Origin of the sequence: Streptomyces sp. NPDC001933 (assembly GCF_042890955.1) — a bacterium.
GTDB lineage: Bacteria > Actinomycetota > Actinomycetes > Streptomycetales > Streptomycetaceae > Streptomyces.
Window position 1 is genome coordinate 84,626 of the sequence record NZ_JBIASS010000016.1, and the last position, 16,640, is coordinate 101,265.

Consider the following 16,640-nt stretch of genomic DNA (forward strand, 5'->3'; position numbering starts at 1 on the left):
GGGCGGCGCGGCGTGCTGAGGCCCGCTACGCGGGCCGCACGCTGCCGTAGATCGGCATGTAGTAGATCGACTCCTCGCGCACGTTCGCCCCGGGCTTCGGCGCGTGGATCATCATCCCGTCGCCCTTGTAGATGCCGACGTGGCTGATGTCGTCGTAGAAGAAGACGAGGTCCCCCGGCCGCAGGTCCGCCGTGGCGACCCGGGTGCCGATCTCGACCTGGTCCCAGGTGGTGCGCGGGATGTCGACCCCCGCCGCCTTCCACGCGGCCTGGGTGAGCCCGGAGCAGTCGTACGACGCCGGGCCCGTCGCGCCCCAGACGTACGGCTTGCCGATCTGGGCCCTGGCGAAGGCGAGGACCTGCTCCGCCTTGGTGGTGGCGCCGCTGTCCGAGCCGGTGCCCGTTCCCGCGCCGCTGCCGCTCCCCGGCTCCTTCGCGGCCTCCTCGGCCTTGCGGTCCGCCTCGGCCTTCGCGGCGGACTGCTGCTTCGCCAGCTCCTGGGCCTTGCGCTTCGCCTCCGCCTCCTTCTTGCGCTCGATCTCCGCGAGCCGCGCCTTCTCCTCGGCGGTGAGCTTCGACAGCAGCGTGCGTGCCTCGCCCAGCTTCGTCTGGACGTCCTGCTTGCTGGTGCGCAGCGTGGCCTGCGTCGTCGTCAGCGTCTCCAGGCTCCGTACCGCCTCGGCGCGCTTCTTGGCCGCCTTGGCCTGCTGCGTACGGAAATCCGTGATCGCTTTCTGCTGCCGGCTGGTCATCCGGTCCATCAGCTGGCTCTGGTCGAAGTACGACTGCGGGTCGTCGGCCAGGAAGAACGTGGCGCTCGGCGCTATGGAACCGTTGCGGTACTGCGCGGCCGCGTAGGTGCCGAGCGTCCTGCGGGCGTCGTTGAGCTTGTCGGCGCGCTTCGCGACGTCGTCCAGCAGGGCGTCGACCTTGGCGCGCTGGGCGGCGGAGGCTTCCTTCGCCTGGTTGTACCGCTGGGTCGCGGTGCCCGCCTGCCGGTAGAGGTCGTCGACCTTCTTCTGGACGTCCTCGACGCTGGGCTTCGGGTCGGGCGCGGCGACCGCGCTCTGCGTGGAGAGCAGGGTCACGGACGCCAGGGCCGCCGTGGTGAGACCGATGGCCGGTGCGGTGGTGCGCACCCGGGTGCGCGGCTTGCGATGGGATGCCAAGGCCGGCATCTCCTTCCGTGGACCGCCTACCGGGTTAGCTGTCGGGTTCGGGCGGAACGGAAGGCTGCCCTACGGTCCGAGTGGGGGATATGGACCGATTCACCCCGGTACTGCGTATGGGTCCCCGGTTCCGAACTCCCGTGGGGGCAGCCCGGATTCGGCGGAGGCGCCCGCTCGGCGTGGTTCGCCTCAAGGGGGTACGGGCCGCCCGGTCGAGCACGCTAGCCAACCCATGGTGCTGCTGGGAAGGTTGATGTTCGATATGCCCGATACATTTTCGTGACCTTGCCGCGACGGACGGCCGGGGCCCGGAATTCCTCACGTGGAGTGGGTGATCGGTCCCGCTGTGTGTCCGCCGCGTGTCCGCCGTGCCGTGTGCGGTTGGTCATGCGGCCTCCGGGTGTCGGTGCGGCGGCCTAGACTCGACAAGCGATGAGCAGCCTCTTTGACGACAGCTTCCTGGCCGGCCTCCAGCACTCGGAGGAAGAGCCCCCGCCGCCCCCCGAGGACTCCGCACCCGAAGCGGTGCCGGAGGACCTCTTCTCGGGCGTGTTCGACGGGCCCCCGCCGCCCAGGGACGCCTACTACCGCGACGGCGCGCACCGCCCCGTCATCGACTCGGCGGCGCTCCTCGACGGGCTGAACACCGAGCAGCGCGCCGCCGTCGTCCACGCGGGCTCCCCGCTGCTCATCGTCGCCGGGGCCGGCTCGGGCAAGACCCGGGTGCTGACCCACCGGATCGCCCACCTCCTCGCGGAGCGCGGGGTGCACCCCGGCCAGATCCTGGCGATCACCTTCACCAACAAGGCCGCCGGCGAGATGAAGGAGCGCGTCGAGCAGCTCGTCGGACCGCGCGCCAACGCGATGTGGGTCATGACCTTCCACAGCGCGTGCGTACGCATCCTGCGCCGCGAGTCGAAGCGGCTCGGCTTCACGTCGTCGTTCTCGATCTACGACGCCGCCGACTCCAAGCGGCTGATGGCCCTGGTCTGCCGCGATCTCGACCTGGATCCGAAGCGCTTCCCGCCGAAGTCGTTCACGGCCAAGGTCTCCAACCTGAAGAACGAGCTGATCGACGAGGAGACCTTCGCCGGCCAGGCCGCGGACGGCTTCGAGAAGACCCTCGCCCAGGCCTACGCGATGTACCAGTCCCGGCTGCGCGAGGCCAACGCGCTCGACTTCGACGACATCATCATGACGACGGTCCACCTGCTCCAGGCGTTCCCGGACGTCGCCGAGCACTACCGCCGCCGCTTCCGGCACGTCCTGGTCGACGAGTACCAGGACACCAACCACGCCCAGTACACCCTCGTACGCGAGCTGGTCGGCCCGGCGGGCGAGGGCGACGCCCCGGCCGAGCTGTGCGTCGTGGGTGACGCGGACCAGTCGATCTACGCCTTCCGCGGCGCGACCATCCGCAACATCCTCCAGTTCGAGGAGGACTACCCGAACGCGACGACGATCCTCCTGGAGCAGAACTACCGCTCCACGCAGACGATCCTGTCCGCCGCCAACGCGGTCATCGAGCGCAATGAGAGCCGCCGCCCCAAGAACCTCTGGACCAACGCCGGGACGGGCGCCCGGATCACTGGCTACGTAGCCGACACCGAGCACGACGAGGCGCAGTTCGTCGCCGACGAGATCGACCGGCTCACCGACGCGGGCGACGCCAAGGCCGGTGACGTCGCGATCTTCTACCGTACGAACGCGCAGTCCCGCGTCTTCGAAGAGATCTTCATCCGCGTCGGCCTGCCCTACAAGGTCGTCGGCGGCGTGCGCTTCTACGAGCGCAAGGAGGTCCGGGACATCCTGGCCTACCTGCGCGTCCTCGCCAATCCGGAGGACACCGTCCCGCTGCGCCGCATCCTCAACGTGCCCAAGCGAGGCATCGGCGAGCGCGCCGAGGCGATGGTCGACGCGCTGTCGATGCGCGAGAAGATCACCTTCCCGCAGGCGCTGCGGCGGGTCGACGAGGCGTACGGCATGGCGGCCCGGTCGGCCAACGCCGTCAAGCGGTTCAACACGCTGATGGAGGAGCTGCGCACGATCGTCGAGTCGGGCGCGGGCCCCGCGGTGGTCCTGGAGGCCGTGCTGGAGCGCACGGGCTATCTCGCCGAGCTCCAGGCGTCCACCGACCCGCAGGACGAGACCCGGATCGAGAACCTTCAGGAACTGGCCGCCGTGGCGCTCGAATTCGAGCAGGAGCGCGGAGCGGCCGGCGAGGAGGGCGCGGACACGGCCCCCGGTGCGGGCGCGGGCACGGCCCCCGGCACGGGCACGCTCGCCGAGTTCCTGGAGAAGGTCGCCCTCGTCGCCGATTCCGACCAGATCCCCGACGAGGACGAGGACGGCTCCGGCGTCATCACGCTGATGACGCTGCACACCGCGAAGGGCCTCGAATTCCCGGTCGTCTTCCTGACCGGCATGGAGGACGGCGTTTTCCCGCACATGCGGGCGCTGGGACAGGTGAAGGAGCTGGAGGAGGAGCGGCGCCTCGCCTACGTCGGCATCACCCGGGCCCGCGAGCGGCTCTACCTGACCCGGGCCGCCATGCGCAGCGCGTGGGGGCAGCCCTCGTACAACCCGCCGTCGCGGTTCCTGGAGGAGATCCCGGACCAGCACCTGGAGTGGAAGCGGACCGGGCCGATGGCGGCGCCGGCCGGACCGACGTCGGGGATCACCTCGTCGCTGTCCTCGTCGCGTTCGCGCTCCGGGCCCTCGGGCTTCGCGACCCGGCGCACCTCCGACAAGCCGACGGTCACGCTGGCCGTCGGGGACCGGGTCACGCACGACCAGTTCGGGCTCGGCACGGTCACGGCGGTCGAGGGCATCGGTGACCAGGCGAAGGCCACGGTCGACTTCGGCGACGAACGGCCGAAGAAGCTGCTGCTGCGGTACGCGCCGGTCGAGAAGCTGTAGACGGGGCGAGGCGAGCGAGCGTGCGGGCGGGGGTTGTGGCCCCCGCCCCGCCGGGCTCAGGTCTCAGGTGGGGTTGACGCCGTGGCTGCGGAGCCAGGGCAGCGGGTCCACTGCCGCTCCGCCACCGGGGCGCACCTCGAAGTGCAGGTGCGGGCCGGTCGAGTTCCCGGTGTCGCCGGAGTACGCGATGACGTCACCGGCCTTGACCGGGCCCGAGCGGATCTTGGTGGCGCTGAGGTGGCAGTACCAGGTCTCGGTCCCGTCGGCCATGGTGACGATGGCCATGTTCCCGTAGGCGCTGTTCAGCTGGGTGCGCACGGTGCCGTCCGTCGCGGCCATCACGGGCGTGCCCTGCATGACGGGGAAGTCGATGCCCGTGTGCACGGACATCCAGTTGACGCCCGCCTGGCCGAAGTACGCGCTGAGGCCGTGCCGCTCGACCGGCATGACGAACTTGGGGCGCAGGGCCTCCTTGCGGGCGGCCTCTTCCTCGCGCTTCTTCTTCTCGGCGGCCTGCCGCTCCCGCAGGTCGATGCGCTCCTGGGTGCGGCTGGCGCGGTCGGCGAAGTTCTCCGCGTCGGCGCTGAGGTTGGCGAGCTGGGTGTCCAGCTTGTTGTTGGCGGCGACCGGCTTGACGGAGCCGGGGTCGGCCGCCGCCATCGTGGTGTTGTCGTCCTTCTTGTCCTCGCCGCCCAGCCCGCCGACCGAGGCCGCGGCGATTCCGGCCACGCTCATCACGCAGGCGGAGGGGATGGCGACGGTGAGGAGCGCGGAACGCTTCGCGGGGGAACGCCGCCGGCTGCGGCCGGCGCCGCCGCCGCGGGTTGCGGAGCGTCCGACGGAGCGGCGCGGTTCGGGCACGGCCTCCGCGACGTCCGTGATGGCCGCGACACTGATGGTGGCCGCGTCATGGACATCGTCCGCTGCCGCGGCGTCTGCTGCGATGCCGTCCGTGTCGGCCGCGATGCCCGCGTCAGTGGCGGCGGCGGTGGCGTAGGGCGCGTACGGGTCGTAGAGGTCGTAGGAGCCCGGGTCGGCGTAGGTCTCGTGGGTTCCGAGCGCCTCATGTGCCGAATGTGCCGACTGTGCCTCGTAGGACACCTGTGCGGTTTCTGCGGTTTGTGAGGGTTGCGCGATTTGCTGCTCGTGCTCGGGCGTGGCGCCGGTGTTCCAGGCGGTGGCGTCGTACACGCCGGAGTCGTGGACGGCCGTTTCGCCCGTGGCCCACGGGTCGTTCGTCTGCCAGCCGCTGGTGTCCCACTGGCCCGTGGCGTCCGGGGCGCCGCCCTGTGCCGGGATCCCGGCGAACGTGGCGGTCGCGGTGGCCGTCTCCGTGCCGTAGTCGGCCGCGGGCGTCCAGGTGGCCGTGGTGTCGTACGTCGGCCCCGCCTCGTACTGCTGCTGGGGCTGCGCGGGGTACGCGGTGTAGGCGTCGTACGAGGTGGTCGGGTGTGCGCCCGTGTCCCACTGCGTGGAGTCGTACTGGCCGCTGTACCCGGACTGTCCGGCGCCGTAGCCGCTGCCGTACGCGCCGTCGTGGCCGCCGGGGAGCGAGCCGAAGAGCGGATCGCTGTCGAAGCTGCCGGTCGCATCGCTGTCGTATCCGGCGTACCCGGCGTGGGGGTGCTGGTCGTTCACCAACTTCTCTCTCGCCTCGGCAGCAGGACCTGTGCTCTGGAGTCCGGCAGGGGGATCCCAGGGGGAGCAGTGGCCGCGACTGTACCCGGCGGTACGTGACGCCGACAATCTTCGGCGGGCGCGGGCGGCTCAGGAAACGGGCAATCGGCCGTCTTTCGACGGACTGTGCACACAGCCTTGGCCTTTTGTTCGAAACCCGTTCTATTTGTGGGGTCTCTGTTGGCTCCGTGGGCCCGTCCGGTCCCGCCGGTTCACGCGGCTCCTATGGTTCCGGTGGCCTCGGCCGTCGGTTCGCGGGATTCCAGGGCCTGTCGGACGGCGGCGGCGACGGCCGGGTGCACCGGCAGCGCGAGATGGCCGATCCCGGTGACGCGTACGTTCCGCGCGTCCAGATCCGGATGGTCGATGCAGGCCGCCTCGGCCGGGACGATCACCCGGTCGAGCTCGCTCCAGAAGCTCACGAACCGGGTGCGGCAGCCGGGCGCGGGTCTGCGCAGCTCCTCGATCGGCGCGGAGCCCGTGCGCATCTGCCGCACGATGGGATGGGCACTCGCCAGGGGGGCGACGGCGGTGCCCCCGTGCGGTGTGCCGAGGGTGATCAGCGTACGGACCCGCTGGTCACCGCCGAGTCGCTGTACGTAGTAGCGGGCGATCAGACCGCCGAGGCTGTGCCCGACGATGTCGACCTCGCGGTGTCCGGTGCGGGCGCAGATCTCCTCGACATGCCGCCCGAGCAGTTCGGCCGCCGTCCGGATGTCGCAGGTCAGCGGTGAGTAGTTGAGCGATTCCAGGTGGCGCCAGCCGTGCCGGGCGAGGCAGCGGCGCAGCAGGACGAAGACCGAACGGTTGTCGATGAAGCCGTGCAGCAGGACGACCGGGGGGTGCTCGTCGTCCTCGGTGGGGAGGACGGAGGCCCCGGCCGGGGCGGGGGCGACGGGGGGTGCGGCGGCTTCGGGAGGTGCGGTGGCGCCGGGGGGTGTGGTCTGCGGCCCGGCGGGGCGGGGCGCGGCCCGCCGTTCACCCGGGATGCCGGTGGGATAGATGAGTACATGCCCGGCGAGAACCGCCAGCTCCAGTGCGGTGGCCTTCAGCAGCGCGGCTGACAGCTGGACGGTGGGGAGCGGACACGGTCGGCGCAGCAGCGGGGGGAGAAAAGGCAGGTCCTTCATGGCCGACCTCCTGCTTCGGCAGGCGGGGGGAGGCGGCTCCGGCCCCGGATGCCCTCTCATGGGGCGCCGTCACGAAGGCGCGGTCGCCCGGTCGCCCGGTCGGCCGGATCGCCGGACCGGCCGTACCACCGTGCCGCGCGGCTGACGGCGCGGTGGTACGGCGACCTCGTAGCGGCTCCCCTGGTGGCCGGTCCCGCACGGCAGGTCTGCCGCGTGATTACGGGAACGGCGCCCGGTGAACATGTCCCACGTGTGATTTCCCCCTCCCCGTCCACCGCGAAACGACGGCTTGCGGGATGCTGTAGATAACGTTCGTTCACATCCCCGGCCCTTCAGGCACGGGAGACGCATGTGGAGGCAGTGATGGGTGTGACCGGTCCGATCCGTGTGGTGGTGGCGAAGCCGGGCCTGGACGGCCATGATCGCGGGGCCAAGGTGATCGCGAGGGCGCTGCGCGATGCGGGCATGGAGGTCATCTACACCGGGCTCCACCAGACGCCCGAGCAGATCGTGGACACCGCGATCCAGGAGGATGCCGACGCGATCGGCCTCTCGATCCTCTCGGGTGCACACAACACGCTCTTCGCCAAGGTGATCGAGCTGTTGAAGGAGCGCGAGGCGGAGGACATCAAGGTCTTCGGCGGCGGCATCATCCCGGAGGCGGACATCGCACCGCTGAAGGACCAGGGCGTCGCGGAGATCTTCACCCCGGGTGCCACGACGACGTCGATCGTCGACTGGGTCAACGCGAACGTCCGCCACCCCGCGGAAGCCTGACCCCGTCGGTCCCGGGCCTCGCTCTCGGGCCTGCCCCGTCCCGTCCCGGCCCGTCGCGTTCCCGCGTGTCGCGTCGCGGGGGATGGGCGGGCCCCGTCCGGCCCGTTCTGCCGTCGGCCCCGTCAGGCCGGGGTCAGCTCCGAGTCCATCGCCGCGCGCAGCCGCAAAGTGGAGACCAGCCGTTGGAAGGCCTCGGACCAGTAGCCGTTCGCGCCCGGTGAGGCGTTCTCCGGTTCGTCCGGGGTGGTGGTGAGGACCTCCAGACGGTCCGCCTCGGCCGGGTTCAGACAGCGTTCGGCGAGGCCCATCACGCCGCTGAAGCTCCAGGGGTAGCTGCCCGCGTCCCGGGCGATGTCCAGGGCGTCGACGACCGCGCGGCCCAGCGGCTCGGCCCAGGGGGTCGGGCAGACCCCCAGGAGCTGGAAGGCCTCCGACAGCCCGTGCGCGGCTACGAAGTCGGCCACCCAGCCGGCCCGTTCGGCCGCCGGGAGTATGCCGAGGAGCTTCGACCGTTCGGCGAGCGATGCCGTGCCGGGGCCGTTCGACGGAGGTGCGGAGGGGGCGCCGAGCAGCGCGCGGGCCCACTCGGGGTCCCGCTGTCGCACCGTCGCCCGGCACCATGCCGCGTGCAGTTCCTCGGCCCAGCCGTCCGCGACGGGCAGGCCGACGACCTCCCGGGCGGAGCGGCCGGCGAACCGCGTCGGCCAGGTGGCGAGCGGGGTCGCCTCCACCAACTGGCCGAGCCACCACGACCGTTCCCCCCGCCCGGAGGGCGGCGCCGCCACCACGCCGTCACGCTCCATCGCGGCGTCGCATTCGTGCGGTGCCTCCACGGCGATCGAGGCCTCGTCGCCGGTGAGGTCCGGGCTCACGCAGGACAGCGCGCGGGCCGCCATCCGGCCGGCGAACGCCGACTCCGGCAGTGCGGAGAGCAGTTCGGCGGCTGTCGAGCGGACATTGCGGCTCCGGTCGGAGAGTGCCTGTTCCAGGAAGGGCTCGTCGACCGCGGACAGTCCGGTGCGCAGCGAGTCCAGGAACATCAGCCGGTCCTCGGCCCGCTCGGTGGCCCAGGTGGTCGCGAGCAGTGCGAGCGCCGCCGAGGGATCGTGTGCGCGAACGGCTCCGAGCAGGGCGACCCGCTCGGCGAACAGCCCCTCCTCCCACAGCCGGGTGACCGCTTCCGGCTCCGTCGGGTCGGGCAGCGACGAGCCGCCGGACGAACCGCGCAGCGCGAACTTCCACTCGGGGTTCAGCCCGGCCAGCCAGAGTCCTCGCGGCCCGGCGAAGGCCAGGGCCTGCGGTCGCAGGTCCGTCCGCGCCCTGGCCGCGTCGAGCAGGGCGGGGAGCAGCGCGGCCGGGGCCCGGAAGCCCCGCTGGTTGGCGGTGGCCAGCCACTGCGGGATCAGCTCCGTGAGGTCGGGCGCCGTACCGCGACGGCCGCCCGAGCCGCCCGATGCCGCCCGGTCCGCCAGCAGTTGGGCGAGCCTGCGCCGGGCGGCCGGGGGCAGCGGCGGCCGCGGGTCGACGGGCGCCGGTGCGGGCCGGGCGGCGGGGGCGGCGGGCAGCAGACCCGCCCTGCGCCGCACGGTGTGGAGCGCCGCCGCGTCCAGCAGCCCGGCAGGGCCGCCGTCTCCCGCCGTCGGGCGGCGGTCGGTGCCGAGCAGCGCCGTGGTGACGAGCTCTTCCCACGGTGCGGGTGTGATGGTGCGAGGCATCGGTCCCCCTTGCATTGATCCCCCTGCGGGTTTCGAGTCCATCGTCAGATGAGCGGCACGGTCCCGGACGCCGCGTCGGCACGACCGATCCCGGCTCCCGTACCGTCGTCGGACCAGGCCGCGAACGGGTCGAAGCCGCGGTGGCCGCATTCGCCGAAGACCGTGACCGGAGAGCCGCCGGAGAGCGCGACGAGCTTCCACAGTCCGGGCCGGGACAGAGCCGCCGGGGCGATGGGCAGAGCCGCATCGCCCGCCGCGTCCGCAAGTTGCCAGCCGTCCCCGGACGGCACGGGTATGACGTCGCGCAAGGTCACCGGCCAGGCGTCCAGCCAGGGGTCCTCACGCAGGGCGTCTCCGTACGCGCGCGTCGCGGCCGCGGCCGTGTCGCCCGGTGGCGGTGTGCCGGTCGGCGAGGGCACACCGAACTGCCGGCCCAGCTCCGCCCGCAGCCGGCCGGAACCCGGATGGGGTGTCAGCTCGGCGTCGATCGTGACGCCCACCGGCAGTGCCAGGCCGGGGGAGCGCCCGGCCGCTCCGAAGGAGAGCAGCAGGGCCGTGCGGCCCGTCTCCCTCCCGTACAGCCAGATGCGGCGGGCGACGATCTTGCCGTCCGGGGTGTCGTACTGGGCGAGGACCAGCCAGTGGTCGCGGACCGGCGGGCCCTCGGCGGGGGTCGTCAGCCCCACCCGGGTACGGACCGTGGCCGCCAGCGGCTCCGGCAGCCGGTCGATCCCCAGCCAGGCGCTGTCCAGCAGATGCAACAGCGCGCACTCCTCCAGCAGCCGGGCCGGCCAGCCCGGACCGGATGCCGGTATGGAGCCCAGCTCCCGCACCCGGCCCGCCAGTCCGGGCGCCTGGGCATCGACCATGCGGGCCGCCGTCTCCTCCCAGAGCCCGTACCCCGGCTGATCGGCCGCCGCCAGCCCCCCGCGCAGCAGATCGGTCAGCCGCTCCTCCAACTCCTGCGCGCCGCCGGTGATCCGCTCGGCCCGGCGCTCGGCCCGCCGCCGGGCGGCCTCCGGGTCCGCCGGGCCCGTGGGCGGGGCGCCATCCGCCCCCGTACGCTGCTCCGCCTTCTCGGCCGACCGTTCACGGCGGCCCGTCAGCCACTCTCCGGCCCAGTCCGGCACCTCGCCCCCGGGCAGGGCCGACTCGCCCGACGCCCAGACCAGCAGCAGGCCCAGCGCGTGCTTGCACGGGAACTTCCGGCTGGGGCAACTGCACTTGTACGCGGGGCCGGTGGTGTCGATCACCGTCAGATACGGCTTGCTCCCGCTCCCCTTGCACTGCCCCCACACCGCACCCGAGCCGTCGCACCCGCCGCCCGACCACGGGCCGGCCGTACCGAGCCTGCTCCCGGCCTTGCGTGACGCATCGTCAGGAGCAAGGGCCAGTACCTGCTCCACCGTCCAGCGCGCCACCGGGCCTGCGGTGCGCAAGGGTTCTCCCCCGTGAGATAGCAGCATGGGGACGACGGTAGAGCGCCCCACTGACAATCACCCTGACCTGCTGATTCGTCGTCACGCACGCATCTTGACTTTACTCGTCCTTTGCGATTCGCTGCGATTGGCCGAACCATGGATCCGGGGGGACCAGCCGATGAGCCACACCGTTCGCAACACCCGCAACACCCGCAGCGTCCGTAAGCTTCGCTCCGTCCGGACCGCCGCCTGTGCGGCCGTCGTGCTCGGCCTCGGTCTGGGCCTCGCCGGCTGCTCCGGGACGGCCGGCCAGGTGGACAAGGCCGTGGACGAGGTGATGGACGAGACGTACGAGGTCACCTACGAGGTCACCGGCACGGGCGTCGACGAGATCCAGTTCCACGGCGGCGGGGGCAAGGCGATGGAACCGAAGATCGAGACGGTCAAGTCGCCCACCCTGCCCTGGCGGAAGACCGTCACACTGCGCGGGATCATGCCGCCCGCGGTCATGCCGATCGCCGTCGACGCGGACGGGGCCGACATCTCCTGCTCGATCACGCACAAGGGCAAGGTGATCAAGGAGGCGAAGGGCGAGGGCATGCTCGCCGCGGGCGGCTGCGTGGCCGTCTCGCCGGTGGCCGGCTGAACCGTCGGCCCGCAACTCTTCGCCCGCAGCCGGGAAATCGGCCCTGACCTGCGGTCGGGGCCGATTGTCAGTGCCATGGTGCACGGTGGGAACCACATCGGGTCGACCGATCCGGAGGGGGATCCATGACCGTGTCCGAAACCACTGCCGCCGTCGACGTACAGGCTCTGCGACCGCATGCCGAGGACGCCTTCGCCCATGAGCTGAAGGCCCTCGCCGCGGCCGACGACCGCCCGCGGCCCGCCCGTTGGAATCTTTCCCCGTGGGCCGTCGCCACCTACCTGCTCGGTGGCACCCTGCCGGACGGCACCGTGATCACACCGAAGTACGTGGGCCCGCGCCGTCTCGTCGAGGTCGCCGTGACCACGCTCGCCACCGACCGGGCCCTGCTGCTCCTCGGCGTTCCGGGCACCGCCAAGACCTGGGTCTCGGAGCACCTCGCGGCCGCCGTCAGCGGCGATTCGACACTGCTCGTCCAGGGCACGGCGGGCACCCCGGAAGAAGCGGTCCGCTACGGGTGGAACTACGCGCAGCTGCTCGCGCACGGGCCCAGCCGCGACGCCCTGGTGCCCAGCCCGCTCATGCGCGCCATGTCCGACGGCATGACGGCGCGGATCGAGGAACTCACCCGCATCCCCGCCGATGTGCAGGACTCGCTCATCACGATCCTTTCGGAGAAGACGCTCCCCGTCCCCGAGCTGGGACAGGAGGTCCAGGCGGTCCGCGGCTTCAACGTCATCGCCACCGCCAACGACCGCGACCGAGGCGTCAACGAACTGTCCAGCGCGCTGCGCCGCCGGTTCAACACCGTCGTGCTCCCGCTGCCCGCCACCCCGGACGCCGAGGTCGACATCGTGTCCCGGCGCGTCGACCAGATTGGGCGCTCGCTCGACCTCCCGGCCGCACCGGACGGCATGACCGAGATCCGGCGCGTCGTCACGGTCTTCCGTGAACTGCGCGACGGAGTCACCACGGACGGCCGCACCAAGCTCAAGTCCCCCTCGGGGACGCTGTCGACGGCCGAGGCGATCTCCGTCGTCACCAACGGCCTCGCGCTGGCCGCGCACTTCGGCGACGGGATGCTGCGCCCCGGCGATGTGGCGGCGGGCATCCTCGGCGCGGTCGTCCGTGATCCCGCTGCCGACCGCGTGGTCTGGCAGGAGTATCTGGAGACCGTGGTCCGGGAGCGGGACGGGTGGAAGGACTTCTACCGCGCCTGCCGCGAGGTGTCCGCATGACCGGCGCCGGGCGTCCTGCGGGACCACTGCTGCTGGGGGTGCGGCACCACGGGCCGGGCTCGGCCAGGGCCGTCCGCGCGGCGCTGGACGCCGCCCGCCCGCGTGCCGTGCTCGTCGAAGGGCCCCCGGAGGCCGACGCACTGCTGCCGCTGGCCGCCGACGAACGGATGCGGCCACCGGTCGCGCTGCTCGCCCATGCCGTCGACGACCCGGGGCAGGCTGCCTTCTGGCCGCTGGCCGCGTTCTCGCCAGAGTGGATCGCGATCCGCTGGGCCCTTGAGCACGGCGTTCCGCTCCGGTTCATCGACCTGCCCGCGGCGAACTCCCTGGCCATGGCGCAGGCAGCGGAGAACGAAAACGAAGCGGACGAGAACGGCGAGCACGCACCCGATGCCGATGCCGATGCCGACACCGGCGCCGATGGCCCGGCTGCCGCGCCGGCCCCGATCGACCCCATCGGTGTGCTCGCCGAGGCGGCGGGTTACGACGACCCGGAGCGCTGGTGGGAGGACGTCGTCGAACACCGCGCCCAGGACGGCGGAGCCGTCGACCCGCTGGCGCCGTTCGCCGCCCTCGCCGAGGCGATGACCGCACTGCGCGAGGTGTACGGGGACGGCGGCCACCCCCGGGACGCCGTCCGCGAGGCACACATGCGCATCCAACTGCGCAAGGCGCGCAAGGAGTTCGGCGACGGCGTCGCGGTCGTCTGCGGTGCCTGGCACGTGCCCGCGCTCGGTACGGGGACCACGCTCACCGCCGACCGCGCCCTGCTCAAGGGGCTGCCCAAGGTCAAGGCCGAGCTGACCTGGGTGCCCTGGTCGCACCGGCGGCTGGCCCGGCACAGCGGCTACGGAGCGGGCATCGACTCGCCCGGCTGGTACGGACACCTCTTCGACGCCCCGGACCGCCCGATCGAGCGGTGGATGACCAAGGTCGCCGGACTCATGCGCGACGAGGACCGGTTCGTGTCGTCGGCCCATGTCATCGAGGCCGTGCGGCTCGCCGAGACCCTGGCCGCCATGCGCGGGCGCCCGCTCGCCGGACTGAGCGAGACGACCGACGCGGTCCGTGCCGTGATGTGCGAGGGCTCCGATGTGCCGCTCGCCCTCGTCCAGGACCGGCTGATCGTCGGCGAGACCCTCGGCGAAGTGCCGGACACCGCCCCCGCCGTGCCCCTGCAGCGCGACCTCACCCGCCTGCAGCGCACGCTGCGGCTCAAACCGGAGGCGCAGGAGCGGGAGCTGGAGCTCGACCTGCGCAAGGACAACGACGCGGCCCGCAGCAGACTTCTGCACCGGCTGCGTGTTCTCGCCGTCGGCTGGGGCGAGCCCGCCGCCGGCCGGTCGAGCACCGGCACCTTCCGGGAGAGCTGGCGGCTGCGCTGGGAGCCCGAGCTGTACGTACAGGTCGCGGAGGCCGGTACCTGGGGCACCACCGTGCTCTCCGCGGCCACCGCCAGGGCCGGGGCGCAGGCGGCCTCGGCGACCGCGCTCGCCGAGGTCACGGCGCTCGCCGAACAGTGCCTCCTGGCCGAACTGCCCGACGCGCTCCCCGTCGTGATGCGGGCCCTCGCCGACCGGGCCGCGCTCGACACGGACGTCGGCCGTCTCGCCGACGCGCTGCCCGCGCTGGCCCGCACCCTGCGCTACGGCGATGTGCGGTCCACGGACACCACGGCGCTCGCCGAGGTCGCGGCCGGGCTCGCCGAGCGGATCTGCGTCGCACTGCCGGCCGCCTGCACCGGGCTCGACGCCGACGGAGCCGCCGAACTGCGCGGCCGGGTGGACGGAGTCCACACCGCGATCGGGCTGCTCACCGGGGCCGCACCGGCCGACGCCGGTACGGACGCGGACGGGCTGCGCGAACGCTGGACGGCCGTACTGCACAAGCTCGCCGCCCGGGACACGGTCGCCGGAGTCGTCCGGGGGCGCGCGACCCGCCTGCTGCTCGACGACGGACGGCTCGCGCAGGACGGCGCGGCACGGCTGATGGGGCTGGCCCTCTCGCCCGGCACGCCCCCTGCCGACGCCGCGGAGTGGATCGAGGGATTCGTCGGCGGATCCGCCGGCGGAGGCATGCTGCTGGTCCACGACGAGCAGCTGCTCGGCCTGGTCGACGCCTGGCTCACCGGGGTGCCCGCCGACCGGTTCGCCGATGTGCTGCCGCTGCTGCGCCGCACGTTCTCGGCGTACGAAGCCGGCGTACGGCGCACCCTGGGCGAGCTCGTGCGGCGCGGCCCGGCCGCCGGAGGACCGTCGGCCACCGGTACCGGCACGGGCGGCGCGACGGCACCCGGATTCGGCCCGGGGCTGGACGAAGCGCGGGCCGACGCGGTCGAGCCGGTGCTGCGCCTGCTGCTCGGACTGCACAACGATCCGGGCCCGGACGGCCAGGCCCGGTCCGGGCGGGCCGGGAGAGCCGCGAACGCCGAGGAACCGCTGGGGGCAACGGGATGACCACGGACACGACCACGACCACGGGCGAGGGTGCGGCCGGCCCCACGCCGACCCCACCGCACCCGGCCGGCACAGCGCACCCACCGCACCCGCCGCACGCACCGCGCACGCCGCAGCCCGGCCCGGCGAACGAAGAGCGGCTGCGCAGGTGGCGGCTGGTCCTGGGCGGGGACAGCGCCGAGAGCACCGGCTGCACCCTCACCGGGCGCGACGCCGCGATGGACGGCGCACTGACCGCGCTCTACGGCGACGGAGCCAAGCAGGGTGGCCGCGGCAGGAGCAGCCGCACGGCCGGACTCGGGGCCTCCGCCCCCTCCGTGGCCCGCTGGCTCGGCGACATCCGCACGTACTTCCCCAGCTCCGTCGTCCAGGTCATGCAGCGCGACGCGATCGACCGGCTCGGTCTCTCCGCACTGCTCCTCGAACCGGAGATGCTGGAGGCGGTCGAGGCCGACGTCCATCTCGTGGGCACGCTCCTCTCGCTCAACAAGGTCATGCCCGAGACGACGAAGGAGACCGCGAGAGCGGTCGTGCGCAAGGTCGTCGAGGATCTGGAGAAGCGGCTCGCCGCCCGCACCCGGGCCACGCTCACCGGCGCGCTGGACCGCTCGGCCAGGATCGACCGGCCCCGTCACCACGACATCGACTGGGACCGCACCATCCGGGCCAACCTCAAGAACTACCTCCCCGAATTCGGCACCGTCGTCCCCGAGCGGCTCATCGGCTACGGGCGGGCCGCCCGGTCCGTGAAGAAGGACGTCATCCTCTGCATCGACCAGTCGGGGTCGATGGCCGCCTCCGTCGTCCACGCCTCCGTCTTCGGCGCGGTGCTCGCCTCCATGCGCACCCTGCGGACGAGGCTCGTCGTCTTCGACACGGCGGTGGTCGACCTCACCGACCAGCTCGACGACCCCGTCGACGTACTCTTCGGCACCCAGCTCGGCGGCGGCACCGACATCAACCGCGCGCTCGCCTACTGCCAGTCGAGGATCACCCGCCCGGCCGAGACCGTGGTCGTGCTCATCAGCGACCTCTACGAGGGCGGCATACGCAACGAGATGCTGAAGCGGGTCGCCGCGATGAAGGCCTCCGGCGTGCAGTTCGTGGCGCTGCTCGCGCTGTCCGACGAGGGTGCGCCCGCCTACGACCGCGACCACGCGGCAGCGCTCGGGGCCCTGGGCGCACCGGCCTTCGCGTGCACCCCGGACCTCTTCCCGGAGGTGATGGCGGCGGCCGTCGAGAAGCGTCCGCTTCCCGTGCCGGACAAGGAGAACCACCGGTGACACGGTGCCGTGCGGTCCACTCACACACGGCCACCGGCATGATCTGTGACCGTAATCACCGCTCGGTTGCGATCTCTGATTTAGGGTCCTGCGGACCACGGGGATAACCTGCGAGATGGACATGCCGCGTACCCGGGGTCACCGTGTGCGCCTTCCTGGTGACAGAACAGTCACGTTGCCCCTCGCGGCACGCCCACGCAGAAAACCAAC

General features: G+C 72.5%; 11 protein-coding genes and 1 riboswitch. Of the genes, 6 read left to right on the forward strand and 5 right to left on the reverse strand.

The features are described 5' to 3' along the window. Nucleotides 1-25: 25 nt before the first annotated feature. Nucleotides 26-1,168: an NlpC/P60 family protein gene (locus ACFYY7_RS31995; protein ID WP_388667343.1), complete on the reverse strand. Its 1,143-nt coding sequence runs from the start codon at nucleotides 1,166-1,168 to the stop codon at nucleotides 26-28. A gap of 7 nt (nucleotides 1,169-1,175) precedes the next feature. Continuing rightward, a riboswitch (cyclic di-AMP (ydaO/yuaA leader) is annotated at nucleotides 1,176-1,341 on the reverse strand. Nucleotides 1,342-1,600: 259 nt separating this feature from the next. On the opposite strand from ACFYY7_RS31995, the gene pcrA reads away from it, so the two are divergent. Then, nucleotides 1,601-4,087 carry a DNA helicase PcrA gene (pcrA, locus tag ACFYY7_RS32000; RefSeq protein ID WP_388667344.1) on the forward strand — a complete coding sequence of 829 codons (2,487 nt, stop codon included), beginning with the start codon at nucleotides 1,601-1,603 and terminating at the stop codon, nucleotides 4,085-4,087. Between the two features lie 63 nt (nucleotides 4,088-4,150). Here pcrA and ACFYY7_RS32005 read toward each other — a convergent pair whose 3' ends face one another. Then, nucleotides 4,151-5,725 (reverse strand): M23 family metallopeptidase, encoded by a 1,575-nt coding sequence (locus tag ACFYY7_RS32005; RefSeq protein WP_388667345.1) that lies wholly within the window; start codon nucleotides 5,723-5,725, stop codon nucleotides 4,151-4,153. A 251-nt stretch (nucleotides 5,726-5,976) separates the two neighbouring features. After that, nucleotides 5,977-6,894 (reverse strand): esterase/lipase family protein, encoded by a 918-nt coding sequence (locus ACFYY7_RS32010; RefSeq protein ID WP_388667346.1) that lies wholly within the window; start codon nucleotides 6,892-6,894, stop codon nucleotides 5,977-5,979. Between the two features lie 363 nt (nucleotides 6,895-7,257). Here ACFYY7_RS32010 and ACFYY7_RS32015 point away from each other — a divergent pair, with 363 nt between their 5' ends. After that, a complete protein-coding gene (locus tag ACFYY7_RS32015) occupies nucleotides 7,258-7,671 on the forward strand; it encodes a cobalamin B12-binding domain-containing protein (protein WP_124716864.1) in 414 nt (137 codons plus the stop codon). A gap of 122 nt (nucleotides 7,672-7,793) precedes the next feature. Here the strand turns inward: ACFYY7_RS32015 and ACFYY7_RS32020 are convergent, their stop codons facing one another. Further along, nucleotides 7,794-9,401: a DUF5691 domain-containing protein gene (locus ACFYY7_RS32020; RefSeq protein WP_388667347.1), complete on the reverse strand. Its 1,608-nt coding sequence runs from the start codon at nucleotides 9,399-9,401 to the stop codon at nucleotides 7,794-7,796. Between the two features lie 29 nt (nucleotides 9,402-9,430). Further along, the gene (locus ACFYY7_RS32025) at nucleotides 9,431-10,852 is read right to left on the reverse strand and encodes an SWIM zinc finger family protein (protein ID WP_388667348.1); all 1,422 of its coding nucleotides are present in this window, start codon (nucleotides 10,850-10,852) and stop codon (nucleotides 9,431-9,433) included. Between the two features lie 133 nt (nucleotides 10,853-10,985). Between ACFYY7_RS32025 and ACFYY7_RS32030 the strand changes: the two genes are divergently transcribed. From ACFYY7_RS32030 to ACFYY7_RS32045, 4 genes are all read left to right on the forward strand, one after another. Further along, nucleotides 10,986-11,453: an MmpS family transport accessory protein gene (locus tag ACFYY7_RS32030; RefSeq protein WP_388667349.1), complete on the forward strand. Its 468-nt coding sequence runs from the start codon at nucleotides 10,986-10,988 to the stop codon at nucleotides 11,451-11,453. 125 nt (nucleotides 11,454-11,578) lie between these two features. Further along, complete coding sequence (locus ACFYY7_RS32035) at nucleotides 11,579-12,691, forward strand: AAA family ATPase (protein ID WP_266730268.1); 1,113 nt, start codon at nucleotides 11,579-11,581, stop codon at nucleotides 12,689-12,691. Then, the gene (locus ACFYY7_RS32040; protein WP_388667350.1) at nucleotides 12,688-15,147 is read left to right on the forward strand and encodes a DUF5682 family protein; all 2,460 of its coding nucleotides are present in this window, start codon (nucleotides 12,688-12,690) and stop codon (nucleotides 15,145-15,147) included. Before ACFYY7_RS32035 ends, ACFYY7_RS32040 begins: the two co-directional genes overlap by 4 nt. Next, nucleotides 15,144-16,430 carry a VWA domain-containing protein gene (locus tag ACFYY7_RS32045; RefSeq protein ID WP_388667351.1) on the forward strand — a complete coding sequence of 429 codons (1,287 nt, stop codon included), beginning with the start codon at nucleotides 15,144-15,146 and terminating at the stop codon, nucleotides 16,428-16,430. Before ACFYY7_RS32040 ends, ACFYY7_RS32045 begins: the two co-directional genes overlap by 4 nt. Nucleotides 16,431-16,640 lie beyond the last annotated feature (210 nt).